A 26,460-nucleotide genomic window follows, 5' to 3' on the forward strand; every position below is an offset into this window, starting at 1 on the left:
AATTTATGACAATTTCATAAAAAAAAGCCCAAATCACTGGGCTTTTTGAAAATAAATCTTAAATTAGGGAATATGGCTATAACGCATATATTTTTGAATCATCCGCTTGCGATATTGCAGCTTTCTATCTTGTTGATGATCTTGATAATATTTAGGGTTGGGCAAAATGGCTGCTAGAAATGCGGCCTGTTCACGACTCAGGCTTCGCGCACTTTTACCAAAGTAATGCTGGGTGGCTGCTTCTATGCCATAGATATTGTCGCCAAATTCTACCGAGTTGAGATAGACTTCCAGAATGCGCTGTTTTGACCACATCCGTTCCATCATCCAGGTGGCAACCGCTTCCTGCCCTTTACGCAGGAAAGAGCGTTTATTGTATAAAAACAGGTTCTTGGCCAGTTGCTGGGAAATGGTAGAACCGCCGGCTACCACCTTACCCTTGTCTTTGTTGCGTTCCAGGGCGAATTGCATGCCCTCCCAGTCAAAACCTTTATGCTGCAAAAACTTTCCGTCTTCCGCGGCAACCACGGCATGTTTCATATAATTGCTGATCCGATCATAATCACGCCAATCATGTTTAATCGGTTTCGAAGGTTCAGACCAGTAATCCAGACGCATCATCATGGTGGTGTCCACCGGATGGGTGCGCCACCATAGCAAACTTGAAAAAATCCACAGTTGAACCAGAAGCACCAGACTGACAAGTATTAACAAACTACGAACAATAAAAGCTTTCATGTCAGTGAGTTACTCCAAAAATCTGTTTTTTTTCGTGCTAAGCTGGATGCTGAATATAGCAAAGATTATAAAAGAATAGCATGGCCGAACTTTCTCCCCCTTCCATTCAAAGCAAACCTGAAGTTCATCTGTGGTGGCTGACGGCAGTTTTTATTGCCATCAATGTCGGTTTATTTCTCTGGCAAGTCCTGAGCGGAGTCAATATTACGGCTCCCAGTCTGGTCGATGCGATTCATTGGGGTGCTGATTATGCACCTTTAACCTTTTTAGAGGAACCCACTCGCCTGTTTACCAGCATGTTTTTTCATTTTGGCCTGATTCATTTAATGCTGAACATGTGGGCGCTGTATATTTTTGGCAGTGTGGCCGAACAGCTTTTAGGCCGGTTTTATTATCTGGGACTTTATATTCTTGCCGGTCTGATGGGCAGTTTACTGAGCGGTTTCCTCGATATTCAGAATAGCTTTGAACTCTTGCAAAGCAATGACCCGACACTGCTTCCTACCGTCAGTGCCGGTGCATCCGGTGCCGTGATGGGTATAGGCAGTGCATTGACGGTTTTAGCGCTACTCCCCTCATTACCGAAACAGCGCTTTATTCTAGATAAAAAAAGCCTGCTGATGATTATGGGCATCAATTTATTGATTGGCTTTACTATTCCCGGAATTAACAATGCCGCACATATTGGCGGCATGTTGATGGGTGCGGTGCTAACAATAATCTGGTATGCGGGACAACGAATACATAAACCCAGGTTGGCTTTTGTTGCAGGCATGACGGTAGGCATCATCAGCTGTTATCTGTTGTATGCCTACTGCATGCAACAAGTGCAGATTCTGGAACCGGTCTGGCGGCAAATATTGGCCGCCATGCGGGCACAACTGCATTTTTAGATTTTCCAGTTTAGAGAGAAATCTATTGATTCATCTCTCGCAAACTTTGCAGTGGCGGAATATCACAGAGATAACTTAAACGATAACGACCAATCAGCGCACACAGTAGCGTCATGAGTATGGGTAAAATCATCCAGATTTGCCAGTGGGCCTGAATCAGCAGATTCATTTTATAACTGGCAATGGCACTGATCACTTCGGCAAACAGGCAAGATACAATTCCTGCCATGAATCCCATAAAGCCAATTTCCAGGGTCATCATCTGCTTGAGCTTTTGCTTGGAACTGCCGAATGAACGCAGCAAAGCCACTTCACGTTTGCGTTCATCCATCAACAGGTTTAAACAGGCAATTAACACCAGAACCCCCGAAACACTGACCAACAGCGCCAGAATGGTGATAATTTGCACCAGCACCTTCACCAGGCGTTTGACCTCATCCAGAATCAGGCTGACATCAATAAAAACGGTGTTGGAAAATTGCTGAATTACCGACATCATCTGGTTTTTATCCTGTTCCGGCACGTAAAAACTGCCTAAATAGCTGCCGGCATTTTCATCCATGGTGTTGGGTGCAAAAATAAAGAAAAAATTCGGACTGAAACTTTCCCATTCCACACTGCGCAAGTTCACCACCCTGGCCTGAATCTGGCCTTCAGGCAGGCTAAAGGTGAGCCGATCGCCGATTTTAATGCCCAGTTCTGCTGCGGTTTTGGCTTCAACCGACACTTCACCGGGATGTTTCAAGGCTGCCGTGCCCTGCAGGATAATATTGTCCACCGGATATTCTGTGGTCTGGGTTAAATTCAGTTCACGGCGTAAAGAATTGTTGCTTTTCACCAGATCTGCCGCAAAAGGCTGATCGTTCTTTGCAACCAGGCGACCACGAATATTGGGATATAAGGGCGTGCTTGGCCAGCCGTGTTGTTTCATCTGAGCTTTGAAGGCAGGCATATCAAACGGCGGCAGACCATACACAAACTGGTTGGGAGTGCCTTCCGGCAATTGCTGTTGCCAACGCTCCAGCAAATCGGTCCGCAACACGGTCAACACTGTCATCAGACTCAGGCCCAGTGCCAGAGCGGTAATTTGAAAAGCGGTTTGATACGGCACCCGCACATAGGCTGAAATTGCCCCTTTCAGGTTTTTGATGAACTTTAAACAGCCCCAGATCATTAAATAGAGGATGGTACACAGCAGCACAATCGCCCCCATCACCCAGGCGGTCAGTACCAGATTTTCAGTCAGTACGATACTGAACAGTGCCAAGCTGGCTGTGCCCATCACCAACATCCAGAGCATTGACTGTACCGATTTTTCCTGTTGGCGAATGACCCGAATCGGCGGGGTATTGAGTAATTGCCACAGACTGGGAACAATGAATCCCAATAGCACCACAGCACTGGTCAGCATGGCAACCGGTAATGGACCCAGCAGCATTTCCCCGGCAGAAAACTCCATCTGCAAATTTGGAATCAGTTGCAGCATCAGTTGCAGCAAACCATAGCCCAGTGCGATTCCAGCCAGACTGCCAATCGCTATAGCAATCATTAAGACCACAGCCAGCAAACTGAGATAGGCATTGAGAATCTGCCCTCGTGTCGCACCAATGCAACGCATCAATGCAATATTGTCCTGATTTTGTTGTACATAACGCTGGCTGGTCAGGGCAATTGCAATCCCGCACAGCAAAATGGTCAAGATATTGCTCAGTTGCAGGAAAGTATCCAGATTGGCAATCGGCTTCATTAAACGGGTATTGCCTTCGCTGGCATTTCTTAACCTGAGGCTATTTTGATTATCAGCAGTTTGTACCTCATCGGCTGTTTTAGATGGATTACCTTGCTGAGACTTCTTGAAATTTTGCTCAAACTGTCTGGTCTGCTGAGGGTCTCCTGCCATCAACAACCGGTACTCGGCACGGCTGCCCACCTGGATGGCATTGGTTTTGGCTACATCGCTGCGGGAAATCATCACCGTTGGCGAAAAGCCGGAAAAGCCCAGTTCCTGATTGGAATCATGCTCAATTTTTGCCGTAATCTTAAACTGTGCATCGGCAATATTGACTGTATCTCCCACTTTAACCTGCAATAAATCCATGGCACGCGGACTCATCCAGACCTCGCCGGACTGGATGGTTTGTGCCTGTGGCAGGACCCGAAGCTCCCCGCGCAAGGGAAATGCCTGATCGATGGCTTTCACATTGACCATAACAAACTGGTCTTGGGTATGGGCCATTGAACTGAATGCGGTGACTTGGGATTGTTGCAGTTTTAATTGCCTGGCCTGATTCTGCCACTTTTGTTCCAGCGGCTGATTGTCGGTCAGCACCAGGTCTGCTGCCAGCATTTCTGCGGCCTGGAGCGCCACGGCATTTTGAATCTGTTCATTGCTAAATTTCAGCGCAGTGGTGGCACTAATCGCCAGGGTCAAGGCAATGATCAGCAGATAAACACCGCTGCTTTTAAAGCTTTGCGTCAGCAGTGGCCGAAATAATCGATTCATTTCAGTCCTCTCTCGAGCCATGTTCGATCAAATGGCCATCGCGCAACTCAAAATGCCGCTGGCATTGCTGGGCCAATGTTGAATCATGGGTCACCAGCACCAGCGTGGTGCCAAACTCACGATTCAGCTGAAAAAGCAGCTGTTCAATTTCCTTGGCGGTTTGTGCATCCAGATTACCGGTCGGTTCATCGGCAAAAATAATTTTCGGATCGCTAATTAAGGCACGGGCAATCGCTACCCGTTGCTGCTCACCCCCCGACAAGACTTTGGGTGTCTGCTGGGCCTGACGTTCCAGGCCGACTTTTTTCAGCAAGGCCAAAGCCTTTTTTTCAGCTGCAGCAAAGTTGAAATTCTGCTGTAAGCGTAGCGGCAACATCACATTTTCCACCGCCGTTAAGTGCGGTAACAGCTGAAAGGACTGAAATACAAAACCAATATTTTTTAAGCGCACCAGCGCTCGCTGTTCTTCATTCAATTCGGTAATCGATTGCCCACAGACCTGCAATTTTCCTGAACTGGCCTGATCCAGCGTCGCCAGAATACCCAGCAGGGTCGATTTACCTGAACCGGATCGTCCGGTAATTGCTACCTGTTCACCACGATGAATATCAAAGCTTAGATTTTCAAAAATGCTGAGTTCTTTTTGGGCAAATTTGATCTTTTGGCTAAGCTGCTGTGCAGAGATAATCACTTGTGGCATGATGGAATGGTCGCTATTAACGTGGGTCATAAAATCCCTATATGCAAAATCGCAATCTGAAAACTCTTGTATTGCCTTGCTTGGCCATGCTCAGTCTGGGTCTTACTTCAGTCATGGCATCTGCTAAAACCATTATGATTGTGGGTGACAGTATTAGTGCGGGTTATGGCATACAGGCACAGCAAGGCTGGGTAACATTATTACAGAAACGTCTAGACCAACAGTATCCGAAACAGCATAAAGTGGTCAATGCCAGTGTCAGTGGTGAAACCACCAGTGGCGCCGTGGCACGCCTGCCCAAATTGCTGCAAACCTATAAGCCACATATTGTGGTGATTGAACTGGGCGGGAATGATGGTTTACGCGGTCAGCCACCGCTCTTGATTCAAAAAAACCTGGCGACTTTAGTACAGCACAGTCAAAAGGCAAAAGCCAAAGTCATTATATTTGGAATGAAAATTCCGCCCAATTACGGCACTGCTTATAGCAAGGCTTTTGAAAAAAATTACAAGATTGTCAGTCAGCAGCATAATGTGAAATTGCTGCCATTTTTTTTAGAAGGTGTAGCTGGCAAGAAAAGCCTGATGCAAGCCGATCTGGTTCATCCCAATGCCTCTGCCCAAAGCATCTTGCTGAACAATGCTTATCCCTATATAAAAGGCGCTTTATAAAGCGCCTTTTATAAATCCTGACTTTTGATTTTTAAGTTAAAAATCAAAGAAAGTGACTTCACCCGTTTCAAGCGAGTACTCTGCGCCCACCACTTTTAACTTGCCTTGGGCAATCAAATTTTCCAATACCGCAGAACCGTGACGCAACTGGTTTACGGATGCAAAAACGTTGGAACGTACGGCATGTTTGGACAGTTTATCCAAGTCATCTTTAAGTTCGGTTTGCATTAAAATTTCAACTGAAGGACGTACCCGGTTCACAATTGACATCAAGTTGGCAGATGGCGGAGCTGCTGGATTGGTCAAGGCCTCAATGGTGGAATGAATGGCGCCACAATGGGTATGCCCCAAAACAATCACTACAGGACAGCCAAAACTGTCTGCCGCAAATTCAACACTACCGACTTGTGATGGCGCAACAATATTACCGGCTACACGAATCACAAATAAGTCACCTAGCCCCTGGTCAAAAACCATTTCAGCCGGTACACGTGAGTCTGAACAGCCTAATACAATTGCAAACGGTTCCTGGCTTTCTGCCATTTCTGCACGTTGCTGGTGAGACAAAAGTTTAGAATGCGTCGTTTCACCATTTACAAAACGCTGGTTCCCTTTTTTTAAACGATCTAAAGCTTCTTCTGCTGTTAGCATGCTGGTCTTCCAATGTTTTAAGTTGGAACATTTTAATGCCATGAAAACTGAAAGTCACTTGCAAAAAATCATAGCTGTTCAGTTTCTGACTGCGTTACAAAATATTTTTATTGGGTCCAAAAAAAGACACAGTTCACATTTTAAAACTTTCCAGTTACCGGGTTCAAAAAACAATTCAGTGACATTTCTTTAATAATATTTACAATAAACTACAGACATTTAAAAAAATTAGATGCTGTCTGAAATTAGATAATTTTTATTCTTGACCTATAAATATTATCGGCATGAGTCTTCAAGGATGATCATCAATGACACAGCCTGGTTCAAATTTTTCTCGATTTGTACGCAACCTCTGTCTTGTTACAGCCTGCTGTTTTACAGGCATGGCTATGGCTCAAAGCACCAAACCGAATACAGAAAAAATAAATTTGCAAAACTATCTGGTTCAGGAACGCAATGAAGCCGGGTTGAAAGCCAGGACCATTCAAGTCGGTGAGATCAGCTGGGCTTACAATGAAGGGGGATCACGGCAAAAACCGACCATTCTGCTGATTCATGGTTTAGCCGGGAATCGGGACAACTGGAACCGGGTGGCCCATTTTTTAACGCCTTACTATCATGTCATCATTCCCGACTTGCCCAATAATGGTGAAACCAGAACACCTGAAAACTTTGATGCTTCCGTACCCAATGTGACAGAAAGCCTGCGCCGTTTTGTTGAAGCCATTGATGTAGAAGACAAACTGAATGTGGCCGGCCATTCCCTGGGCGGATCGATTGCCACTGTCTATGCATCGCAATATCCGTTTGATACGCAAAGCCTGTTTCTGCTCAATAGCGCAGGTATTTATACCCAGGCCAAGACCCGCTATTCCAAAGATCCGGTGACCCTGAAACAGCTGATCGTGTCTAAACCTGGCGATCTGGAACAGGTGATGCATCGGGTCATGCAAAATCCACCCAGCTTACCCAACGCCGTGAAATCTGCCCAGGAAAACTACCTGATTACCCAAGCAGCAAAAAATGGCAAGCTAATCGATCAGCTGGTGGCACTGAACCGTATTTATACGCCAGAATCCTTTGCCCGTCTTACCCGAACGGTAGAAGCCCCTACCCTGATTCTTTGGGGCAAACAGGACAAAATTATTAATGTTGAAGTGGCAAATGAGTTAAAATCCTTATTGAAACGCGCTGAGGCTCCTGTCATTCTTAATAATGTAGGACACATGCCCATTTTGGAAGCAGAGCAGGAAGTGGCGGCACATTATTTACCCTTTCTTGCCAAGACCCAAAAAATGAAAAACCCGCTGGCAGATAAGCTTATTCCACTCAATTAATTTTTCCCCGAGACAGTATGCAAAAACATCCCATGATTGAGCAGTTAATTGAAGCTCATCTTGACTTTTTAGACCAAGAGTTTTCACATACTGCAACGATTCAAACTGAATTCCTGAATTTTTATCAGTGGTTTAGAAAACAGCCGCTGCAACAGATCTGGTCCTTTGAGCAAATCAATGCACTGTTGCAAAAGCAGGTTTTAGCCACCCCCGCGAGCAGCTTTTTAATTGAGCAGATTACGGAGCATCTGCGTTTTGCCCTGGTTCATCCGCTCAACGAGAGCACTAAAATAGCCGATGTCATTCCAGTTTTAACCATCGACAAAATTGCCCAATATGTCGCGAGCAAAAGTGCTCACCGCCAGCGCTTGATTAAAACGGTGGTCAATAATCCTGCCTTTTCCGCCATGATTAGCCAGCTCATTCAGCACTCCATTCAGGACTATGTGGATAATTCGGTCATGGCCAAACGGGTTCCTGGCGTGTCCCGTTTTATGAAAATGGGCAAATCGGTGTTGGAAACCGTGACCGATTCAAATCTGGATGAAACCGTTGCACATTATTTGCAGAAGAATATTTTAAAACTGAGCCAAATGAGTGAGCATGTGTTAAATCAGCATTTTGATGACGAAAAGCTCTATCATTTTCAGGCCAACCTCTGGCATAAAATCAAGGATATGCCTTTAACGGTACTGAAAAATTATATTGAAGTTCAGGATCTCGGTAACACGGTGAATTTAGGCCATGAAATCTGGGATCACATCCGCCAAACAGATTACCTGAAACAGCAGGTTCATGATGGGATCTATGCCTGGTACATCCGCAATCAGGAACGCCCGTTTGATTTATTGTTACGTGACCTGAATATTGATGAAGCCTTGATTCAACACGAATTGCAGCAATTACTAGCACCTGTCGTGCAAAAACTGGTTTCATCTGCATATTTACGTGAACGTGCCAGAGCCTATTTAGAGAAATTCTATTATGCTGAAACGGCACAGAAAATTTTAAACCTTGATGCCTCATAAGACCGATATATAAAAAGCCACATCATGCGGCTTTCTTGCCTCTTATAAAAAAACCTCCGTAATGGAGGTTTTTTCTTAAATCATTTGCGCTTATTTAAAATAAGCACCTTCGGTATTGCTATGATCCGTTTGGTCAACTACACGCATCAATTCAGGTACATGCTGTTTCAAGGTGGTTTCAACGCCTTGTTTCAAGGTCAGGTCAATAGATGAACAGCCTTGGCAACCGCCACCAAATTTCAGTACCGCAGTTAAACCGTGTTCTTCATCTTCCACCACTTCAACCAGTGCACAGTTACCACCATGGCCTGCAAGTCCCGGGTTAATTTCAGACTGAAGCACATAGGTAATGCGCTCTTCTACCGAGGCATCTGGACCTACACGCGGCACTTTAGAATTTGGCGCACGGAATGTCAACTGACCGCCAAAACGGTCTTTATTGTAGTCAATCACGGCATCCAGCAAATATGGAATGGATGGAGTATCAATAAATGCCGGAAAATCCGGGTAATCCTGTTTATAGTCGGTTGGAACAACTTCGTCAGGTGCACTATATGCCATACAACATTCAGCACGTGGCGTACCAGGATTTTCCACAAAAACACGCACCCCAATACCTGGTGTATTTTGCTTTTCTAACAAATCCTTTAAATACTCTTGAGCAGTCGGAGTAATCAATAAGTTTGGAATCTCTTCTGCAACTGCAGTGCTGGTGTTCTCAGTCGACATAACAATTTTTCCTCAAGCTGAAGTGTCCATTTTAACTGAAGATGCGGGGTAATTTCATAAATTCAACTAAAATTGTCGGATTTATTGTGAAAGTTCAACTTGAGCTGCCATTTAATGGCATTATGAACAATAGATTTTGAAATGTAGAACTTGCTTTTATGTTGGATTTACCTTTTAACCATACCGTTACCCTGATTCTTATTACCGTTATTATCTCGCTGATTGCGTTTTCAAATCAGAAAGTCATGAGCCGACTCATTTTCTGGCCGCCGGCAATGCAGCGTGGACAATATGATCGTTTTATTACCCATGGTTTTGTGCATGCAGACGGGACTCATCTGCTGTTCAACATGATTACCCTGTTCTTTTTTGGCAGCGTGATTGAAAGTTTTTATCGGCAATATATGTACGATTTGGGCTTTGTGCTGTTTTATTTGGGTGGCCTGATTTTTGCCATTTTGCCAAGCTATCTAAAGCATCGTAATGATCATCGCTGGGCCAGCTTGGGTGCCTCTGGTGCGGTGTCTGCCGTGCTGTTTGCCTATATTCTGTTTGAACCGTGGAAATTGATCTTTGTATTCTTTATTCCTGTACCGGCAATTATTTTTGCCGTGCTGTATGTGGCTTATAGCGTCTGGTCAGGCAAACGCGGCAACTCCAACATCAACCATAGTGCGCATTTATGGGGAGCGGCGTATGGGGTAATAATGACGATTATTATTGAACCCCGCCTTATTGGCCACTTTTTGAATAAACTGATGCAAGTGCCTTTTTAAGGTATTTTTCAGAATAGGAACACCCGGTATTTAGGCTTTAAAAACACTTCGCTGGGTTTGTTCAATAAAGAACATTCGAATATTTAAAAAATTAAGGAGCTTAATGCTCCTTTTTTGCTGCGTATATTCAATAAAGATTTACATAATTTTGTCATTAAATGCTACCCCACAAATCATTTTGGCATAGATAATGTAGACATCTGTATATAAATGCGCAAAAAAAAGAGATCTTTTGCATGTCCACTTCATTAAATGGTCTTCAATTCCCCATCAATCCCCACAGCAAAAAAGCCAGTACCACCCAAACAGGTAAAGAAATTATTGCTGAAGCCCTGTCTATTGTTGATAACAAGTCATCCATGGATGCACTTGCCGAAAAAAATTGGCGCAAGCACTATCCGATCTACTTCAAAGCCCTGGTAGAACACGGTATTCGCACCATCAACAATTCCATTACCATTGCCAAACAAGGCTTGCATAAAGCCCATCATAGCTTTGATTTTTATCGAGATGGTCAACGCTATTTATTGAAAGACATTATGAAAGATGTCGATACTTCAGTGCTATATACCATTCAGCTTCAGGGTGAAAGTGATGCTGCGCCTGAATGGTATGTACCCTATAAAGGGCAAAAGTTACAAGGCCAGGCTTTACTGGATCAAATTCAGGCCTGGCAAGATGCAGGTATTATTGAATGCAGCCATGCGGATGCCTTGCGTACGGCACAAGCCCATCCGGAATGGTTTGATCTTTCAGACCGTACCATGGTGCTATTTGGTGCAGGGTCTGAAGCCGGTCCGCTCACCTGGCTGGCACGCTGGAAAGCCAATATTATTGCCGTAGACTTACCCAATACCCGGGTGTGGGACAGAATCCTCAACACCATTCAGCAAGGCAACGCCACACTGTATGCACCTTGCACGGAAAAATTGGCAGAAGATACCTCAAGCAAGGTACTGCAAGAAAAATTAGGCGCAGATTTACTCACCCAAACGCCTGAAATTGCCCATTGGTTAAGCCAAAGTGAACACCAGCTTGATCTGGCAGCCATTGCCTATCTCGATGGTGAAAAACATGTTCGTGTTGCCATGGCCATGGATAGCATCATGGAATATGTCAGTGAGCAAAAATCGGACACCAGTTTAATGTTCATGTGCACGCCAACCGATGTCTATGCCATTCCGAAGGAAGTGGTCGAAGCGTCTTATGACAAGTTCCAGTGCCGTTCCAAAGTCCGTCAGCTTCTGAGTAAAAGCATTTCAACCGTTACCGCCCAGCGTTTTTTCCAGCAGAATCTACACACGCTCATTCCTTCCGACAATGGTCAGGAATATGGCATTGCGGACTGTCTGGTGGTCGAACAAGGTCCAAACTATGCTTTGGCCAAACGGATCCAGCAGTGGCGTGCCACACTGGCGCGTCATTATGGACAACGGGTCAGCATTAATATTGCGCCGTCTACCACAACCCATTCAGTGACCAAAAATCCGTTATTGAAAGCGGCCTTCAGTGGTGCCAGCCTGTTCGACGTGGAATCGTTTAGCCCTGAAACCACCAATGCCTTAATGGCTGCTTTGTGGATTTATGACCTACGTCATCCTGAATCGGTTGCCAATCCGGAAACCCATCTGGATCATCCGCTGGAACTGATGATGAAAGGTGCCAACCATGGCGGATTATGGCGGGTGCCTTATTTGGCCCGCACCGCTTTGCCTTTTGCCGCACTGTATGGCTTTGCCAACCAAAAATTGCCGATTAAGAAAGTGCTACGCAAGATAAAGAAATAATCACAAGGCTTCCCCCTCTTCTTTAGGAAGATGAGAAATATAGCTTTAAACCAAGGTGCAAGTGAAGGTCAAACAAAGACAAATGAAGGATATATGCAGTTTGATTTTCTTTTCATAACAAAGCACTGAAAGACATAAAAAAACGCTGCGAAAGCAGCGTTTTTTGTTTCCAACAGAAGTCTTAAACGAACTGTAAGAATAACCAGTACAAACCACCAGATAAACAGATGGTCGCCGGCAAAGTGAAGATCCATGCCGATAAGATCGTACGCACCATTTGCAAATTCAAGCCTGATTTATTGGCTACCATGGTACCTGCAACTGCACTGTTCAAAACGTGTGTTGTCGATACAGGCATACCCAAACCATCTGCTGCAGCAATCGTTGTCATTGCAACAAGTTCGGCTGACATGCCTTGACCATAAGTCATATGGTTTTTACCAATACGTTCACCTACAGTGACCACAATACGCTTCCAGCCCACCATGGTACCCAGACCTAATGCCAGGGCAACAGCCACTTTCACCCAGGTAGGAATATACTGAAGGAATGAATCCAGGTTTTTACGATATTCTTTAACCAACTTGCTTTGATCTTTTGACATCTCAGGAAGCTGCTCAGCTTTATCTAAACGCTTAAACGCAGTCGTGCTGAGATACATATCATTGCGGATCGCAGAAACTTCAGCCTCTGGAATATTGTGAATATCACCATATTTGGCAACACGGTCACCCAAATGATCGGTCAGGCTTGCTAAAGCTGGGACCACTTCAGAGGTCACTTCTTTAGTTTGAATATACTTGGTAATCACAGCACGTGCCTGAGCATCCGCAATATTTTCATGCTGCGGATAAATAGCAGTAGCCGTTTGCTGAGACAATTGCTCGAAAGACTGAATATGTGCATTGTCTAAATTCTTGTTTAAAGAATAGGCCAATGGTACACAACCAATCAAAATCAGCATAATCAAGCCCATGCCCTTTTGACCGTCATTTGAACCATGCGCGAAACTCACACCGGTACACGTGAAAATCAAAATTGCACGAATTAAAGGTGGCGGCGGCTTGTTCCCTTCAGGCGGATGAAAGAGCTCCAACTGTTTACGGAAGATTTTTTTCACCAGTAAAAACAGGACAGCAGCAAAAGCAAAACCAATCAGTGGAGAAAACAGCAGTGCTTTACCCACTTTCATCACCTGCTCCATATCTACACCGCTTGCTCCAGCGCCTGAGTGCAGGATGTAGTTCATAATACCCACACCTAAAATCGAACCGATTAAGGTATGTGAGCTTGATGCCGGAATACCCAAAAACCAGGTACCCAAATTCCAGAGAATCGCAGCGATCAGCATGGCAAAAACCATGGCAAAGCCTGCGCCTGAACCGACATTCATAATCAGTTCTACAGGTAATAAAGCAATAATGCCGTAAGCAACAGCACCACTTGCCACCATCACCCCAAGGAAATTACAAAAACCTGCCCACATTACGGCAACAGGGGCAGATAAGGCATTGGTATAAATAACAGTTGCGACTGCGTTGGCCGTGTCATGAAAACCATTAACAAATTCAAAGCCTAAAGCAATTAATAAAGCAGTCGCTAAAAGAATAACGGAATATAAACTTAATGCTGGCACATGCGCCAAATCGGTTGAAAGCTGAAAGCCGATATACACCAAAGTTGAAATAATAACCGTGAGAAACACCGGCATAAAAAATTTCGGTGTAGCAACATGCACATTCGTCGATTTCGCTGGTGCTGATGGCACCTGATCTTGGACGGGAGGAATACTAGAATTCATGCAGACGGTTCAAAGGGATAATAAAATCCCTCATATTGTTCAATTTAATTATGACAATTATATGACAAAGCGGTGTCATATAAAGCAATTTTTCATACTTTATTTGGCACCTTCCTCGCTAAAAACCCGAGAATAACAGTTAAATTAAACAATTAAAATCATATACTTACAATAAAACCTCAGTCATTTCCCAGGCTATTTTAGCCATTTCCCATAATGTTACAAAGCATGAAATATAAGACCGCCGGACATGCGAATACGGCAAGCTCAGTCAGCATGAAGCATATTCATTACAACTTGATGAAGGATTTATTACAGAACTATCAACAGGCTAGTTTAAATTTAACCCGACTATTTATTCGGCAAGCCCATCATGACGCTTAGTAAATAAACTGAATATCAGAAAAAATGAACTGATTTCTGCTAACATATATGCCGATTTTATATTCCATCGGATTGGGGTTATTTATGTCCACGCTTGCCACCCTAAAAGAGCTGCTCGCTCAACGGATTCTGATTATCGACGGTGCGATGGGCACCATGATTCAGCGTCACAAACTCGAAGAAGCTGACTACCGTGGTGAGCGTTTTGCTGACTGGGCATCTGACCTGAAAGGCAACAATGACCTTTTGGTACTGACACAGCCGCACATTATTCAGGGTATTCACGAAGCCTATCTGGATGCGGGTGCGGACATTATTGAAACCAACAGTTTCAACGGCACCCGTGTTTCTATGTCGGACTATCATATGGAAGATCTGGTTCCCGAGATTAACCGTGAAGCGGCACGGATTGCCAAAGAAGCCTGCCAAAAATATTCAACTCCAGACAAGCCACGTTTTGTAGCCGGTGTACTTGGCCCGACTTCACGTACCTGCTCAATCTCGCCGAACGTCAATGACCCGGCTTTCCGTAACATCACCTTTGATGAACTCAAAGAAAACTATATTGAAGCTGCGCATGCGCTGATTGAAGGCGGTGCAGACATTCTGCTGATTGAAACCGTATTTGATACCTTAAACTGTAAAGCGGCTATTTTTGCCGTAAAAGAAGTGTTCAACCAGATTGGTTATGAATTGCCATTGATGATTTCAGGCACGATTACCGATGCTTCAGGCCGTACTTTGACCGGCCAAACCGCAGAAGCGTTCTGGAACTCGGTGCGTCACGGTGATTTGTTATCAATTGGCTTTAACTGTGCCTTGGGTGCAGATGCCATGCGTCCACACGTAAAAACCGTGTCTGACGTTGCTGATGTATTCGTGTCTGCCCATCCTAACGCCGGCTTGCCAAATGCCTTCGGTGGTTATGATGAGACTCCGGAAGAAACGGCTGCCTTCCTGAAAGAATTTGCAGAAAGCGGTTTAATCAACATTACTGGCGGTTGCTGTGGTACCACACCGGATCATATCCGTGCCATTTACAATGCCGTTAAAGACATCAAACCGCGTCAATTGCCTGAAACCAAACCGGCATGCCGCTTAAGCGGTTTAGAACCATTTAATATTACAGCCGATTCGCTGTTCGTGAACGTGGGTGAACGGACCAACGTCACCGGTTCTAAAAAATTCCTGCGTTTGATCCGTGAAGAAAACTTTGCTGAAGCACTAGAAGTCGCACAGCAACAGGTTGAAGCCGGTGCGCAAATCATCGACATCAACATGGACGAAGGCATGCTCGATTCAGAAGGCGCAATGGTGCATTTCCTGAATCTGGTCGCCTCAGAACCGGAAATTTCCCGCGTGCCAATCATGATTGACTCCTCTAAATGGGAAATCATTGAAGCGGGCTTGAAATGCGTACAAGGTAAACCGGTTGTCAACTCGATTTCCCTGAAAGAAGGCTATGACGAGTTCGTCCATAAAGCACGTCTATGCCGTCAGTATGGCGCTGCCGTGATTGTGATGGCCTTTGACGAAAATGGTCAGGCAGATACCGCTGAGCGTAAGAAAGAAATCTGTAAGCGTTCATACGATGTTTTGGTGAATGAAGTCGGCTTCCCGGCTGAAGATATCATTTTTGACCCGAACGTGTTCGCGGTAGCCACCGGTATTGAAGAACACAACAACTACGCGGTGGACTTCATTGAGGCAACCGGCTGGATTAAGCAGAACCTGCCGCATGCCATGATTTCAGGCGGTGTGTCTAACGTATCGTTCTCTTTCCGTGGTAACGAGCCGGTACGTGAAGCAATTCACTCGGTATTCCTTTACCATGCCATCAAGCAAGGCATGACCATGGGTATTGTGAACGCTGGCCAAATGGCAATTTATGATGACATTCCAGCAGAACTGAAAGCTGCGGTTGAAGATGTGATCCTGAACCAGAACCAGGGTGAAAGCGGTCAGGAAGCGACTGAAAAGCTGCTTGAAGTGGCTGAACAATATCGCGGTCAGGCAGGTGCACAAAAAGCCGTTGAAAATCTTGAATGGCGTAACGAGTCAGTTGAAAAACGCCTTGAATATGCATTAGTGAAAGGCATCACCACTTTTATTGATGAAGATACCGAAGAAGCACGCTTAAAAGCCAAACGTCCACTCGATGTGATTGAAGGTCCTTTAATGGACGGCATGAACGTGGTCGGTGACCTGTTCGGTTCAGGCAAAATGTTCCTGCCGCAAGTGGTGAAATCTGCACGTGTGATGAAACAGGCCGTGGCATGGCTGAACCCGTATATCGAAGCAGAAAAATCGGGCGGTGAGTCTAAAGGTAAAGTGTTGATGGCGACCGTAAAAGGTGACGTGCATGACATCGGCAAGAACATTGTTGGCGTGGTATTGGGCTGTAACGGTTATGACATTATCGACCTGGGTGTGATGGTACCGTGCGAGAAGATTCTACAAACGGCAATTGATGAGAAGGTTGATATCATTGGTCTTTCCGGTCTGATTACCCCATCTTTGGATGAAATGGTGTTTGTTGCCAAGGAAATGCAGCGTAAAGGCTTTAAGGTGCCGCTCATGATTGGCGGTGCAACCACGTCTAAAGCACATACTGCGGTAAAAATTGATCCGCAATATTCAAATGATGCCGTTATTTACGTGGCCGATGCATCTCGTGCGGTGGGTGTAGCAACCACCCTGCTGTCTAAAGAGATGAAACCTGCCTTTGTGGCAGAAACCCGTGCTGAATATGAAAAAGTGCGTGAACGTATTGCCAACAAACAGCCAAAAGCAGCCAAACTGTCTTATGCAGAATCGGTTGAAAATGGCTTGAAAATTGACTTTGCAGCCAACAAGCCTGTGAAGCCAAACTTCATTGGTACGCAAACGCTGACCAATTATCCTTTGGAAACTTTGGTTGAATATTTTGACTGGACACCGTTCTTTATTTCATGGAGTCTGGCAGGTAAGTTCCCTGCCATCCTGAAAGATGAAGTGGTGGGTGAAGCAGCGACTGATTTGTATAACCAGGCACAAACCATGTTGAAAGACATCATCGAAAATAAACGTTTCGATGCACGCGCGGTATTTGGCATTTACCCTGCTAACCGTTCAGGTGCCGATACAGTTCAAGTATTTGATGAAACTGGCACGACAGTTACGCATACTTTTGAGCATATCCGTCAGCAATCGGATAAAGTGACCGATAAACCTAACTTGTCATTGGCAGACTTTATTGCACCTGAGCTTGGATATGCAAAACAACGTTTTGCCCAAGCGCAAGAGCGAAACGAAAGTGTAGCTGAGCCAGAAGAAATTCAGGACTACTTAGGCGGTTTCACCGTTTCGATCTTTGGTGCGGAAGAACTGGCAAATGAGTACAAAGCCAAAGGCGATGACTACTCTGCTATTCTTGTTCAATCTTTAGGTGACCGTTTTGCCGAAGCTTTTGCAGAGCATTTGCATGAACGTATCCGTAAAGAGTTCTGGGGCAACCAGGCATCTGAACAGTTGTCGAATGACGAGTTGATTAAAGAAAAATATGTCGGTATCCGTCCTGCGCCAGGCTACCCGGCATGTCCTGAGCACTCTGAAAAAGCGCCGTTGTTTGACTGGTTAGGTTCGACTGACAAGATTGGTACGCAATTGACTTCTAGTTTTGCAATGTGGCCACCTTCATCTGTCAGCGGTTTCTACTATGCCAACCCTGAGTCGCAGTATTTTAACGTGGGTAAAATTGCGCAAGATCAGCTAGAAGATTATGCGAAGCGTAAAGGCTGGACACTGGATGAAGCGAAACGCTGGTTAGCGCCGAATTTGGATGATTCTGTTATTTAATACTTAAAACAAAACCTCGTTAATGCGAGGTTTTGTTTTATAATAGGTATAGAAAAAATTTCGAGAAATTAATCTAATGAACAATAACTTAGTATTGAAAGCTTTCGATATAAGCCATAATGATACTCGTTGCTATATTTCTAAAATGAACGGTAAAGAATTAAAGAATATTGCAAAAATTTCACGTGTTGATGAAGAACAAAATGGATATCAAAGACTTCTCGATGAACGAAGAAGTAGAGCAATAGGTAAATATATCGATGAAGGTTATTTGCTACCTGGTTCAATTATTTTAAGTTATAAAGGTAACTTCGATTACAATGAATTTACAAATGAACTCGTATTAAATATACAAAACGACAATTTACTGGTTTTAGATGGGCAACATAGACTTTATGGGGCTTTCTTAGCTCAATCAGATATAGAACTACCTATCTGTTTATTGTGTAACTTAACCATTAAACAAGAAATTCAATATTTTCTTGATATTAACTCGAATCAGAAAGGCGTCCCAAAGACTTTACAACAAGAACTTACAAAATATTTATTAGATAATGAGACTTCCCCAGAAGCTATACGTTTAGCTCTATTCGATCGTTTTTATACTGATGAAAATTCACCTTTATATGGTCGTATGACAAAAACTCAATCCGTAGTAGGAAAAGTCAGTCATGTTCCTTTCGAAAAAGCAATATCACCTTTATTAAGTAACTCTGACTCTTATTTATCAATGTTTAAAACATTAGATGAAAAATATATATTATTAAATAATTATCTAAAGGCTTTTTCTAGTGTCTTAGAGGAAATACATAATAATGATAATCTAGTATCTCAAGCTGCATTTTTTGAATCAATGTTTAAAGTTTTTGATAAAGTTTGTTCTGTAAGCCATATTAACTTAAAAAACTTGAAAGAAGAATCTCTCTACCAGGTTATTTCATGTATTAAAAGTTTAGATTTTGAAAAACATACTGGTTCGAATAAGCAAGCTATATCTAATTTATCTAATGAAATGATCACTTTAATAGACGCATATAGCCATGCGAAATTTACGAATAATGGAATGGATTTGCTTTAATTTATGTATTGCAGCTATCAAATTAAAGAGTATTTAGATAAAATTTTAGCATCTTTTTATGTTCCTGAAATCGAATTAGATTTTGGGAACTTTAACAATTCCAAAAGCTTAAAAAATGAAATATTAAGCTTAAACCATACTATTGAATTTCCAAATGATAGTTTAACTTTTAATATTTTTGTAGATGAAAACTCTTTTAAAAATATAATTCAAACTGAAATTAATAGTGAATTTCATAGAATTTCAGAACAAATTAAAAATATTGATTTTTTAATTAAATCTAAAGCTCAAGCTGCTTGGATCTTAGTCACTGTCTATTATGCTTGTTTTTTTATGGCTAATTTAATTAACAGATTATTAGGCAGAGCAAGTATAAACTTTTCTACCACTCAATTAAAATCCATATTTCTTAATGACACCTCGCCCCCCTTAACAAAAAAACTTCAAGAAAATCTCAGAAATTTAAATGAAGGTTCTAATCATAACTACACTTGTATTATCGAAAGATCACAACAACATAATTTTTTAAAAATTAGATTAATTCCTGGCGGTGATAAACCTCACCAAGCAGTATGGTCTAATTTATTTTGTAACCTTAATATATTAGATAAAAAGATAGAAAATACAGAGATCAAAATTTTAAAAAACATTGTGAATATTTCAGAACAAAAGTTCCCTTTACCAAGTAAATTGAGAAACGATTGGAACTATTCAGATCAAAAATATTTTTCAAGATTAGGAACTGAGACTGCAAAAGATTTTTTACATTTAATACAAAATCCTAATGCTCTAAATTCATGGATTCTTAAGGAAAGTAATTCTAGAAATTTAACTTTAAAATCAACACAAGAAGAAAACCGTATTTGCTCATTAGCATATGTATATTGTGTTTTGAAAGAGGTCTTTGAAAAAATTGTTACCCGCCCTTCTTTACCAAAGAATCATAGGCATTTGCCTAACAGGCTTAAAAACAAAAAAAAGAAAAAAAGGGGCTATTAAATTATTAATTTTCTTCTTAAATTTATTTTTTATATTTTAGTTTTTTATCCGCTAATTTCTATAGTAATAAATAGTTATTAATCTCCCAAATCAATGACTATGAATGTTCCAATGAAGAAACCTATGAACGGTGCGGAAAACATCGTGATTGAAATGTGCATCAGACTATTATCAGACACCATTAAAGAATAAAAACCTTAAACAGCAGGCTTTAAGTTGAGCTCCAGATAATGCCGTACCTGATTACGTCCCTTCTGTTTAGCCAGATATAAAGCCCGGTCAGCCATACGAATGGTCTGTTCTTTTTTGGTATTTGCTTCAGAAAGTGCGACCCCAAAACTGGCACTGGTTTTTAGAATTTCCCCGGTTTCCAGTTCAAATTCTTCCTGTTCAATAATTTTTCGGCAGCGTTCTGCAATCTCGATGGCTTGCTGCAAGTTTTGATCTTTTAAAATCAAGATAAACTCTTCACCACCAAAACGCCCCACCACATCCTGTATTCTTGTTGTGGTACATAATATTGTCGCCACACGCTGCAAAACCGCATCTCCGGTTTCATGACCATAATCATCATTAATTTTTTTAAAATAGTCCAAATCCAGCAACACCACGGCATAAGTCACTTTTTTCTTATTTTCCAAAGTACTCAGCTGTTCACCAATATAACGACGATTAAAGACATTGGTCAGCGCATCGGTCTGGCTCATTTTTTTAATTTTCATTTCACGCCGGCGCCACTGCGACAGCAAAATTTCAAAAAACAAAATCGAAGTGAGCAAGATGGGAAGATAGACCTCAGCCATACTTTTGATCCAGAACGGATTAAGGTAAAACTCGCTATGCGTCAGGTTATCACTGAACACAGGCGCATAACGGATAAATCCATTAAAAGTTAAATAGCTGATAATCACGGTAAAAATAGAAGCAAACATGGCAATGCCATAGATTATTTTACGTGAATAAAATACCAGGCCAATCAGCACAATATTGACGAAACCGGCAATGGTTGCAGGGCTATACATTCCCACGGTATAGCCTGCATAAATCATCACCGTCCCAAAAAAAATCGGTGAAAAATAAGCAATAAATTGACGGAATTTTGCATTGTGTTTATATCTGTGGCTGAGCACAATCATGCCGATAAAAATGATTAAGGTGACAACGACCGTAGTAAATCGGACGAAAAAAAAGTCGTGATTAATCCAGACCCGATTGTCTTCTGAATAGTAACTCAACAGATACCATTTAATCGCGCTGACCTGGCAAAATGCTCCAAAAAAGCAGAGCAATATGCCCTTGTCAAAATTGGACCAGTTAATAATTAAATTATCGGATTCAAATAGATGAAATTTGAATCTGCCCCAATAATGAAAAATCAGCCTGGATATTTTTCTAAAAAATTTCATGTTTTTTATGAATATCTTTATAATTTATAAGTTTTTTTATTACTTTAATATTATATCCATAGTATAAAAATTAAACAATGCGTTCTTATATCCTCTCGACAAACAGTATCCCATCAAGGTGGTCCACTTCATGCTGTACAATTCGGGCAGGAAAACCGCTCAAGCTCATTTCTACCGCTACACCCTCCAAAGTAAAATAACGCAGCTGAATGGTTTGGGCGCGAGCGACTTGTCCCCGTTCATCCGGCACACTTAAACAGCCCTCTTCCCCCAAAACCGTCAGTTCAGATTTTTCTAGAATTTCAGGATTGACCATCACCAGTGCATCCATTTCAGGTGCATCGGGATAACGCGGGTTTGAACAGGAGGCCACGATAATCACCCGCTTTGACACATAAACCTGAGGTGCCGCAATTCCCACCCCGTTACGTTCCAGCATGGTGGCATGCATGGCGGCTGCTAGTTCCTTTAACCATGGGCTATTCAGCTCAGCTTGTGCAACTTCTGACGCTGTTACGGTCAAAATGCGTTCACCACGCTGTGCTACAGGTAAAATGCTGCTCATCTATTCATTCCTCACTGGGCAATCACACTCAGCTTAATTTTTTTTATTAAACCATGTGTATAAATTTTAACGCTAAGCAAGCATACTCTATATTTAGTTTTTAAGACTTGCATTGCACATTTTAGAATATGCTGCATGAGGCTTGTTCACTATATCTTTTAAGACCATTTTAATTTGACTTGCATATCATTCACTAAATTTCTTGACCAATAAAAAATATGACAACTGCCCAACTTCTGCTCGGTGTGCTTTTTAGTTCTATAGGCTTAGGCTATTTTTTATATGGAAAAAAGCAAAAAGCCCTTGTGCCTTGGATTTGTGGCTTGGTTCTGATGATTTTCCCTTATTTTATAGAAAGTACCGGCCTATTGACCACTATCGGTATCTTGCTCTCTATTGCACCTTACTTTATCCGGCTTTAATTGAGGGACAGATCAGGTTTATGTATAAAATGAAAATGCCTTGGGTTTTGAACGTCCCGATGCATTTAATTTATAAAGCCAGCTATTCTCATGCAAAGGCCTGATTCATATGATTACAAGTTGACAGGCAAACTGTATAAGAACAGGCAATATAATTTTATAGCGTTATTTGGCTATAGATGAAGTACAAAAAAGCCTTTCGTTTGAAGTAATGCCAGTCAGTTAAGAAATTGACTGGCATTTTCTTTTTTAAATTCATGCCTGTATTTGATATGGGGGAAAGTCATCCGCAACTGTTTGAGGCAGGACTACATTAAAAAATGATTGTTTCTGCGATAAATTTGCTGGTTGATAGTAGCTGACGAGTTTTGCGGTGAGGAGCATTGCTCCGCAAGATGCCTTTAGTCTTACGAAGCAGTGCTTCTCAGGGCGAAACCAAAGTAACAAATGAGCTGCAATAGTTTGATTTAAAACGGTAAGACTCCGCCATGAATTACTAATAATTAAGGAGTTTATTTCTAAACTCCTTAACTGATCAGCATTACTTCGTTTGAAGGACTTTTTATGAATTAAGCTGCTAAATTTTTCTTTAATTCATCTTCAACAATCTGGATTTCCAGCTGACTGAATTTACGAATTTCAGTTTCAGCATGTTTTTCCAGCATACCTGAAATTAAAGGAATTTTTATCTTGACCTGCCAATTCAGACTGATGTGAATTTGCTGTTCATCCCCCGTGACCAAACGTTCACAGTTTGCTTCTAGAGGTACATTTGCACCCAATTTTATGCTTGAAGTTAAAGCGGCCAAATCTGTGATATCGGTACGCTTGACTCGAAATGCATCTTTAAAGAATTTTTTTGCTATATTGGGAATATTGATATCCAGATTATAAGCACGGCGTAAAGTGTAAATATCCCCACTCATTTTAGATTCAATAATTTCCAGTTTTTCACCCGGTATACGTCTGCATACTGCCTCATGCAAGACCGTATTTGCCACAAGTCGCTTGAACTGATCAAGTGAAACACCCTGAATTGTAGAATTCACAGTAAAATGATGTGCCATCTTTTATAATCCCTTATTTTTCTAGTGGTTATTTTGAATAATTTTAAACCATTCGATCATCACTGATCTAGCCTATTTTGTATAGCTGTTTATTTAATTTAATTTTTAATGGGCTGTCATTGACCATCTATACCGCACTATTCCGCATAGATACCAGAGTAAACCGTCGTTTTCTCACCACAGGAAATACGAAGAAAATGCCCACGATATTCAATGATGACATCAAACTGTTCGGCACCATCATCCAGCCCTGTCACGGTCCAGCTCGTGCCTTGCGGAAAATCCTGCAACCAGGCCACCTTATAAAAGTCAGAAACAGAATCAAAATTGATATATTTTTCCGGTTCGGCTTGAATTCGGCCCGCCAGTTCATCAAACCTGTGCAGCTGGTATTCAGCAAAGTCGATCAGCATCCCTCTCTCCTTGTTACTTAAACCCTTTTGAACTGAGTCAAGGCCTGTTTCTTTTTCACCTGTTCCCACTGCCACCAGCCAAACGCAGCGAGTCCCACAAAAGCGGCATACAGACCGGCAGTTAAGAACAGGTCTTTATAAATGAACATGCCGACATAAATAATATCGACAAAAATCCACAGCACCCAGGTCGCAATATGTTTACGACTGGTCCAATAGGTGGCCAACAGACTGAATGCAGCCAATTGTGAATCCAGCATGGGCACAGCAGCATCGGTAAAATGCTTCAGCGTTAAACCGAAAATTAAACCGCCAGTTGCGGCCAGCAGCATCTGGAAGATCACTGTTTTTGTGGCGATCGGCTCAATCCGAATTTCATGATCTTGCTGCTTGCCTTGCAGCCAATGATAAAAACCGTAAAAGTTCACCACGATGAAAAAGAACTGCAATACGGTTTCGCCATAGAGCTTAAATTGATAAAAAAGATAGGCATACAAGACAAAAGCAGCAAAGTTAAACCACCAGCACCACATATTGCGTTTGATGGTGAGTGTCACCCCAATCAGGCTAATAATAACTGCAACAATTTCTAAAGGTGACATGGCAATCATCAACCAGCTAAAAGGTGTTGCTATTATGAAAAAAATGGCCTTGAACGCAAGATAAATTATCCCTATTTTTCTAAAGGCTTGCCCATCCCCACGGTACTTTTAGCTTCGCATTGTGCAATTGCAACAGAATTTAAAAATTAGGCTGCACAGGTTTGACTGTTGTCTCACAAACACTTAAAACTTAGAAAACAGTCTATCTGGAAAAATAAGCATGTCACAACAACAAGGAAAAGTCAGCCGGGAAATCCGCGGGTCTCTGTTCCTGATTGGCCTGGAACGGGCTGCCAAAAGAAATGCCTTTGATAGCCATATGATTCATGACCTGTCACTGGCCTTGACTGAATATGAAGATAATCCGGAATTGCGTTGTGCGGTCATTTTTGCCCACGGTGACCATTTTACTGCCGGGCTGGATTTGGTTGAATTACAACCCAAACTGCAAACAGGCATATTTGATTTTGATCATGCGCAAATTAACCCCTGGGGCACCAGTTCAAGAGCACGAAAAAAACCGGTGATTGTTGCCGTACAAGGGATTTGTTATACCGCAGGCATAGAGCTGATGCTGAATGCCGATATGACTATTGCGCAGGACAATTGCCAGTTCGCGCAAATGGAAGTGCAGCGTGGCATTTTACCCTTTGGCGGTGCAACTGTTCGTTTTATACAGGCCGCAGGCTGGTCCAAAGCCATGCGCTATTTACTGACCGGCGATAGTTTTGATGCAGCAACAGCACTGGATTTAAACCTGATTACTGAAATTACCCCTGAACCGCCACTGCAACGTGCGATTGAACTGGCGGAACATATTGCCCGGGCTGCTCCGCTGGCAGTTCAGGCAACCCTGGCTTCTGCCAAAGAAGCTGCTGAACAGGGAGCAGAAAATGCGTTTGCCCATTTACCTCAGCATCTGGCTGCATTGCTTAAAACCCAGGATGTACAAGAAGGTGTCATGGCGATGCTGCAACGTCGCGCGCCTGAATTTAAAGGTCGATAATTCAAGTCGATAATTCAACCGCCAACAGTCTAAATGCAATAACAACACGAGTTTGCCATGCTACTGCTACACCACAAGCAGAAGTTATGAAGTTATAAAGCAGCGATTTTAGTGTCAGTTCAGCTGCCTTTTCAGCGATATCCGCAGCAGTATAAAAAGCATATAACGTACTTGAGTTTTCACTCTGGCATACTCAATTCAAGGGCAGCCGCTTCAATCAGGCACGACTATGCTGTTCCTTGAATTCACATTTATGCTCACAACCGAAACGGTCAATATGGGTATAGAACACCCCATAACGTCCGACATAATACTCTAAGGACTGGTCATAAAAGGTCCAGTAAATCGACCATTCACCCAAGTCCAGCTTACGAATCCGGGTTTGGGCTTTGGCAGGCAATTTTCTTAAGATACCTTCTTGCAGCACAATGGCCTGACTTAAATTACGTTCGGTCAGATGACGTTCAAAAAACATCTGGCAGACATCATCAAACAGCTGTTGTTCATATTCTTCTACTTCATCGACCCTGACTTCGGTTTTGGACAGGGGCTGTGCGGAGGTTGCATCGGGTTTGATTAAACCGGCGAGTTGCTTAATTCTGAATTGCTGAGCATGTTGATTAATCTGAATTTTAAAAAATATTTTCCAAAGGACAATCAGTCCAATGAAAAGACATAACCCCAAGAGTATTTTCACCATAGCGTCACTCTCATGTTAAATAATTATTATTTTTATATTATATAAACAATTTGAACAAAATTTATACAATTTTTTAAAATTTTATGTTATAAAAAAATAGGGTCTATTAAGATTTCATAAATGAAGTGTCAATAGATCCTTATGATTCCACGGAATTTTGCTCATGTTCCCTCTCTCATCTGCTCCACATACGCTTGTTACTTGCCTCGCTTTGGACCTTCAGGTCAACAAGGCCAGTTCACGACGTGCAGCATTTTTACATGAGGTGCCTTGGAATCTGTACCCTGATGATGATTTAGAATAAATCACTAATCCCCAAATACCCCAAGGTCGCCTCAACAGCGGCCTTTTTTATTGTCTAAAAACA

General features: G+C 42.5%; 25 protein-coding genes. 13 read left to right on the forward strand and 12 right to left on the reverse strand.

Annotated features, from left to right (window positions below; translation table 11 throughout):
* Positions 1-63: 63 nt before the first annotated feature.
* Positions 64-738 (reverse strand): monofunctional biosynthetic peptidoglycan transglycosylase, encoded by a 675-nt coding sequence (gene mtgA / locus E0H88_RS13270; RefSeq protein ID WP_092818733.1) that lies wholly within the window; start codon positions 736-738, stop codon positions 64-66.
* 80 nt (positions 739-818) lie between these two features.
* On the opposite strand from mtgA, the gene E0H88_RS13275 reads away from it, so the two are divergent.
* On the forward strand, positions 819-1,631 hold the full coding sequence (locus E0H88_RS13275; RefSeq protein WP_131274518.1) for a rhomboid family intramembrane serine protease: 813 nt from the start codon (positions 819-821) through the stop codon (positions 1,629-1,631).
* A gap of 22 nt (positions 1,632-1,653) precedes the next feature.
* Here the strand turns inward: E0H88_RS13275 and E0H88_RS13280 are convergent, their stop codons facing one another.
* Positions 1,654-4,134 (reverse strand): ABC transporter permease, encoded by a 2,481-nt coding sequence (locus E0H88_RS13280; protein WP_131274519.1) that lies wholly within the window; start codon positions 4,132-4,134, stop codon positions 1,654-1,656.
* A 1-nt stretch (position 4,135) separates the two neighbouring features.
* Positions 4,136-4,864 (reverse strand): ABC transporter ATP-binding protein, encoded by a 729-nt coding sequence (locus E0H88_RS13285; RefSeq protein ID WP_131274520.1) that lies wholly within the window; start codon positions 4,862-4,864, stop codon positions 4,136-4,138.
* A gap of 56 nt (positions 4,865-4,920) precedes the next feature.
* Between E0H88_RS13285 and E0H88_RS13290 the strand changes: the two genes are divergently transcribed.
* Complete coding sequence (locus E0H88_RS13290; RefSeq protein ID WP_409976764.1) at positions 4,921-5,505, forward strand: arylesterase; 585 nt, start codon at positions 4,921-4,923, stop codon at positions 5,503-5,505.
* 36 nt (positions 5,506-5,541) lie between these two features.
* On the opposite strand, the gene E0H88_RS13295 is transcribed toward E0H88_RS13290, so the two are convergent.
* A complete protein-coding gene (locus E0H88_RS13295; protein ID WP_092818738.1) occupies positions 5,542-6,156 on the reverse strand; it encodes a carbonic anhydrase in 615 nt (204 codons plus the stop codon).
* 383 nt (positions 6,157-6,539) lie between these two features.
* Here E0H88_RS13295 and E0H88_RS13300 point away from each other — a divergent pair, with 383 nt between their 5' ends.
* Positions 6,540-7,493 (forward strand): alpha/beta fold hydrolase, encoded by a 954-nt coding sequence (locus E0H88_RS13300; RefSeq protein WP_252152027.1) that lies wholly within the window; start codon positions 6,540-6,542, stop codon positions 7,491-7,493.
* 17 nt (positions 7,494-7,510) lie between these two features.
* Entirely contained in the window at positions 7,511-8,521 is a 1,011-nt protein-coding gene (locus tag E0H88_RS13305) for a hypothetical protein (protein WP_131274523.1), read from the forward strand.
* Between the two features lie 90 nt (positions 8,522-8,611).
* On the opposite strand, the gene nfuA is transcribed toward E0H88_RS13305, so the two are convergent.
* Entirely contained in the window at positions 8,612-9,250 is a 639-nt protein-coding gene (gene nfuA, locus E0H88_RS13310; RefSeq protein WP_092818742.1) for a Fe-S biogenesis protein NfuA, read from the reverse strand.
* Positions 9,251-9,408: 158 nt separating this feature from the next.
* Between nfuA and E0H88_RS13315 the strand changes: the two genes are divergently transcribed.
* Entirely contained in the window at positions 9,409-10,026 is a 618-nt protein-coding gene (locus E0H88_RS13315; protein WP_131274524.1) for a rhomboid family intramembrane serine protease, read from the forward strand.
* Positions 10,027-10,262: 236 nt separating this feature from the next.
* Entirely contained in the window at positions 10,263-11,813 is a 1,551-nt protein-coding gene (locus E0H88_RS13320) for a hypothetical protein (RefSeq protein ID WP_131274525.1), read from the forward strand.
* A 181-nt stretch (positions 11,814-11,994) separates the two neighbouring features.
* Here E0H88_RS13320 and E0H88_RS13325 read toward each other — a convergent pair whose 3' ends face one another.
* Positions 11,995-13,614 (reverse strand): inorganic phosphate transporter, encoded by a 1,620-nt coding sequence (locus tag E0H88_RS13325; protein ID WP_131274526.1) that lies wholly within the window; start codon positions 13,612-13,614, stop codon positions 11,995-11,997.
* 228 nt (positions 13,615-13,842) lie between these two features.
* Here E0H88_RS13325 and E0H88_RS15960 point away from each other — a divergent pair, with 228 nt between their 5' ends.
* From E0H88_RS15960 to E0H88_RS13340, 4 genes are all read left to right on the forward strand, one after another.
* Positions 13,843-13,998, forward strand: coding sequence for a hypothetical protein (locus E0H88_RS15960; protein ID WP_165493321.1), 156 nt, complete (start codon positions 13,843-13,845; stop codon positions 13,996-13,998).
* 84 nt (positions 13,999-14,082) lie between these two features.
* Positions 14,083-17,835 (forward strand): methionine synthase, encoded by a 3,753-nt coding sequence (gene metH / locus E0H88_RS13330; protein ID WP_131274527.1) that lies wholly within the window; start codon positions 14,083-14,085, stop codon positions 17,833-17,835.
* Positions 17,836-17,911: 76 nt separating this feature from the next.
* Positions 17,912-18,913: a DGQHR domain-containing protein gene (locus E0H88_RS13335; protein ID WP_131274528.1), complete on the forward strand. Its 1,002-nt coding sequence runs from the start codon at positions 17,912-17,914 to the stop codon at positions 18,911-18,913.
* Between the two features lie 3 nt (positions 18,914-18,916).
* Complete coding sequence (locus tag E0H88_RS13340) at positions 18,917-19,912, forward strand: hypothetical protein (protein ID WP_131274529.1); 996 nt, start codon at positions 18,917-18,919, stop codon at positions 19,910-19,912.
* A 197-nt stretch (positions 19,913-20,109) separates the two neighbouring features.
* Here the strand turns inward: E0H88_RS13340 and E0H88_RS13345 are convergent, their stop codons facing one another.
* The gene (locus E0H88_RS13345) at positions 20,110-21,147 is read right to left on the reverse strand and encodes a GGDEF domain-containing protein (protein WP_165493322.1); all 1,038 of its coding nucleotides are present in this window, start codon (positions 21,145-21,147) and stop codon (positions 20,110-20,112) included.
* Between the two features lie 256 nt (positions 21,148-21,403).
* Positions 21,404-21,883 carry a peptide deformylase gene (gene def, locus E0H88_RS13350; RefSeq protein ID WP_131274531.1) on the reverse strand — a complete coding sequence of 160 codons (480 nt, stop codon included), beginning with the start codon at positions 21,881-21,883 and terminating at the stop codon, positions 21,404-21,406.
* 218 nt (positions 21,884-22,101) lie between these two features.
* Here def and E0H88_RS16155 point away from each other — a divergent pair, with 218 nt between their 5' ends.
* Positions 22,102-22,305 carry an amino acid transport protein gene (locus E0H88_RS16155; protein ID WP_092818751.1) on the forward strand — a complete coding sequence of 68 codons (204 nt, stop codon included), beginning with the start codon at positions 22,102-22,104 and terminating at the stop codon, positions 22,303-22,305.
* A gap of 569 nt (positions 22,306-22,874) precedes the next feature.
* Here the strand turns inward: E0H88_RS16155 and E0H88_RS13360 are convergent.
* The 3 genes from E0H88_RS13360 to pnuC all read right to left on the reverse strand — a co-directional run bounded on the left by E0H88_RS13360 (position 22,875) and on the right by pnuC (position 24,387).
* Positions 22,875-23,372 (reverse strand): DUF2505 family protein, encoded by a 498-nt coding sequence (locus E0H88_RS13360; RefSeq protein WP_131274532.1) that lies wholly within the window; start codon positions 23,370-23,372, stop codon positions 22,875-22,877.
* A gap of 137 nt (positions 23,373-23,509) precedes the next feature.
* Complete coding sequence (locus E0H88_RS13365) at positions 23,510-23,785, reverse strand: hypothetical protein (protein ID WP_131274533.1); 276 nt, start codon at positions 23,783-23,785, stop codon at positions 23,510-23,512.
* A gap of 17 nt (positions 23,786-23,802) precedes the next feature.
* Positions 23,803-24,387, reverse strand: a complete 585-nt coding sequence (pnuC, locus tag E0H88_RS13370; RefSeq protein ID WP_131274534.1) for a nicotinamide riboside transporter PnuC — start codon at positions 24,385-24,387, stop codon at positions 23,803-23,805.
* A 220-nt stretch (positions 24,388-24,607) separates the two neighbouring features.
* Here pnuC and E0H88_RS13375 point away from each other — a divergent pair, with 220 nt between their 5' ends.
* Positions 24,608-25,393 (forward strand): crotonase/enoyl-CoA hydratase family protein, encoded by a 786-nt coding sequence (locus tag E0H88_RS13375; RefSeq protein ID WP_131274535.1) that lies wholly within the window; start codon positions 24,608-24,610, stop codon positions 25,391-25,393.
* A 217-nt stretch (positions 25,394-25,610) separates the two neighbouring features.
* Here E0H88_RS13375 and E0H88_RS13380 read toward each other — a convergent pair whose 3' ends face one another.
* A complete protein-coding gene (locus tag E0H88_RS13380) occupies positions 25,611-26,078 on the reverse strand; it encodes a hypothetical protein (protein WP_252152028.1) in 468 nt (155 codons plus the stop codon).
* Between the two features lie 178 nt (positions 26,079-26,256).
* On the opposite strand from E0H88_RS13380, the gene E0H88_RS15965 reads away from it, so the two are divergent.
* On the forward strand, positions 26,257-26,397 hold the full coding sequence (locus E0H88_RS15965) for a hypothetical protein (RefSeq protein ID WP_165493323.1): 141 nt from the start codon (positions 26,257-26,259) through the stop codon (positions 26,395-26,397).
* Positions 26,398-26,460: the final 63 nt, after the last annotated feature.

This window comes from Acinetobacter sp. ANC 4216 (genome assembly GCF_004331195.1).
GTDB classification, from domain to species: Bacteria; Pseudomonadota; Gammaproteobacteria; order Pseudomonadales; family Moraxellaceae; genus Acinetobacter; species Acinetobacter kookii.

Excerpts from the sequence above, each read along its gene's own strand:
- mtgA (WP_092818733.1), bottom strand. The coding sequence starts at position 738 with ATGAAAGCTTTTATTGTTCGTAGTTTGTTAATACTTGTCAGTCTGGTG.
- E0H88_RS13275 (WP_131274518.1), top strand. The coding sequence starts at position 819 with ATGGCCGAACTTTCTCCCCCTTCCATTCAAAGCAAACCTGAAGTTCAT.
- E0H88_RS13280 (WP_131274519.1), bottom strand. The coding sequence starts at position 4,134 with ATGAATCGATTATTTCGGCCACTGCTGACGCAAAGCTTTAAAAGCAGC.
- E0H88_RS13285 (WP_131274520.1), bottom strand. The coding sequence starts at position 4,864 with ATGACCCACGTTAATAGCGACCATTCCATCATGCCACAAGTGATTATC.
- E0H88_RS13290 (WP_409976764.1), top strand. The coding sequence starts at position 4,921 with ATGCTCAGTCTGGGTCTTACTTCAGTCATGGCATCTGCTAAAACCATT.
- E0H88_RS13295 (WP_092818738.1), bottom strand. The coding sequence starts at position 6,156 with ATGCTAACAGCAGAAGAAGCTTTAGATCGTTTAAAAAAAGGGAACCAG.
- E0H88_RS13300 (WP_252152027.1), top strand. The coding sequence starts at position 6,540 with ATGGCTATGGCTCAAAGCACCAAACCGAATACAGAAAAAATAAATTTG.
- E0H88_RS13305 (WP_131274523.1), top strand. The coding sequence starts at position 7,511 with ATGCAAAAACATCCCATGATTGAGCAGTTAATTGAAGCTCATCTTGAC.
- nfuA (WP_092818742.1), bottom strand. The coding sequence starts at position 9,250 with ATGTCGACTGAGAACACCAGCACTGCAGTTGCAGAAGAGATTCCAAAC.
- E0H88_RS13315 (WP_131274524.1), top strand. The coding sequence starts at position 9,409 with ATGTTGGATTTACCTTTTAACCATACCGTTACCCTGATTCTTATTACC.
- E0H88_RS13320 (WP_131274525.1), top strand. The coding sequence starts at position 10,263 with ATGTCCACTTCATTAAATGGTCTTCAATTCCCCATCAATCCCCACAGC.
- E0H88_RS13325 (WP_131274526.1), bottom strand. The coding sequence starts at position 13,614 with ATGAATTCTAGTATTCCTCCCGTCCAAGATCAGGTGCCATCAGCACCA.
- E0H88_RS15960 (WP_165493321.1), top strand. The coding sequence starts at position 13,843 with ATGAAATATAAGACCGCCGGACATGCGAATACGGCAAGCTCAGTCAGC.
- metH (WP_131274527.1), top strand. The coding sequence starts at position 14,083 with ATGTCCACGCTTGCCACCCTAAAAGAGCTGCTCGCTCAACGGATTCTG.
- E0H88_RS13335 (WP_131274528.1), top strand. The coding sequence starts at position 17,912 with ATGAACAATAACTTAGTATTGAAAGCTTTCGATATAAGCCATAATGAT.
- E0H88_RS13340 (WP_131274529.1), top strand. The coding sequence starts at position 18,917 with ATGTATTGCAGCTATCAAATTAAAGAGTATTTAGATAAAATTTTAGCA.
- def (WP_131274531.1), bottom strand. The coding sequence starts at position 21,883 with ATGAGCAGCATTTTACCTGTAGCACAGCGTGGTGAACGCATTTTGACC.
- E0H88_RS16155 (WP_092818751.1), top strand. The coding sequence starts at position 22,102 with ATGACAACTGCCCAACTTCTGCTCGGTGTGCTTTTTAGTTCTATAGGC.
- E0H88_RS13360 (WP_131274532.1), bottom strand. The coding sequence starts at position 23,372 with ATGGCACATCATTTTACTGTGAATTCTACAATTCAGGGTGTTTCACTT.
- E0H88_RS13365 (WP_131274533.1), bottom strand. The coding sequence starts at position 23,785 with ATGCTGATCGACTTTGCTGAATACCAGCTGCACAGGTTTGATGAACTG.
- pnuC (WP_131274534.1), bottom strand. The coding sequence starts at position 24,387 with ATGTCACCTTTAGAAATTGTTGCAGTTATTATTAGCCTGATTGGGGTG.
- E0H88_RS13375 (WP_131274535.1), top strand. The coding sequence starts at position 24,608 with ATGTCACAACAACAAGGAAAAGTCAGCCGGGAAATCCGCGGGTCTCTG.
- E0H88_RS15965 (WP_165493323.1), top strand. The coding sequence starts at position 26,257 with ATGTTCCCTCTCTCATCTGCTCCACATACGCTTGTTACTTGCCTCGCT.